This is a genomic window from Streptomyces tendae (assembly GCF_014650435.1).
Taxonomy (GTDB): Bacteria; Actinomycetota; Actinomycetes; order Streptomycetales; family Streptomycetaceae; genus Streptomyces; species Streptomyces tendae.
The window spans coordinates 1-505 of sequence record NZ_BMUY01000137.1 but is presented as its reverse complement, the minus strand read 5'-3'; the positions used below and the strand labels follow the sequence as shown (position 1 = coordinate 505).

The 505-nt window shown below is 78.8% G+C and carries 1 protein-coding gene; it reads right to left on the bottom strand.

Features of this window, described 5'->3' with window-relative positions; translation table 11 throughout:
* Positions 1-505: RNA polymerase sigma factor (locus IE258_RS41025; RefSeq protein WP_373309994.1), on the bottom strand; the 505-nt coding region annotated here is incomplete at both ends.

The window sequence follows — 505 nt, the reverse complement described above, 5'->3', positions numbered from 1 at the left end:
GCCGGCTCCGCCGCCCGCGTCCGCCCGCTGGACGCCAGCTCCGCCAGCCGGTCGTGCAGCTCCCCCGGACCGGCCGGCTCCGGCAGCCGCTCCGCGAGGACCTCACGCGCGTACAGCAGCCGCCCGGCCGCGGCCCGCGTGCTGGCCTCCGTCTCCGCCGCGGTATCCGGCAGGTCCAGGCCGACACCGTCGTACAGCACGAGCGTGCGGCGGTACGGCGGCGGCAGGCTCAACAGCGCGTCCAGCAGTGCGCGGTCGTGGTCGTCGGGCGGCGGGGGCTCGGGGTGCCGGTAGCGGCGGCGGAAGCGGTGCCAGGGGGAGAGCGCCCAGTCGTGCGCGGCCGCACGCACCCACCCGGCCGGGTCCGGGTCGCGCGCCACCTCCGGCCAGTGGTCCCACGCCCGCTGGAAGGCCCGCTCCACCGACTCGCGCGCGAGGTCGCGCCGCCCGGTGAGCAGGTACGCCTGCCGGACGAGGGCGGGTGCGCAGTACGCGTACAGCGCGT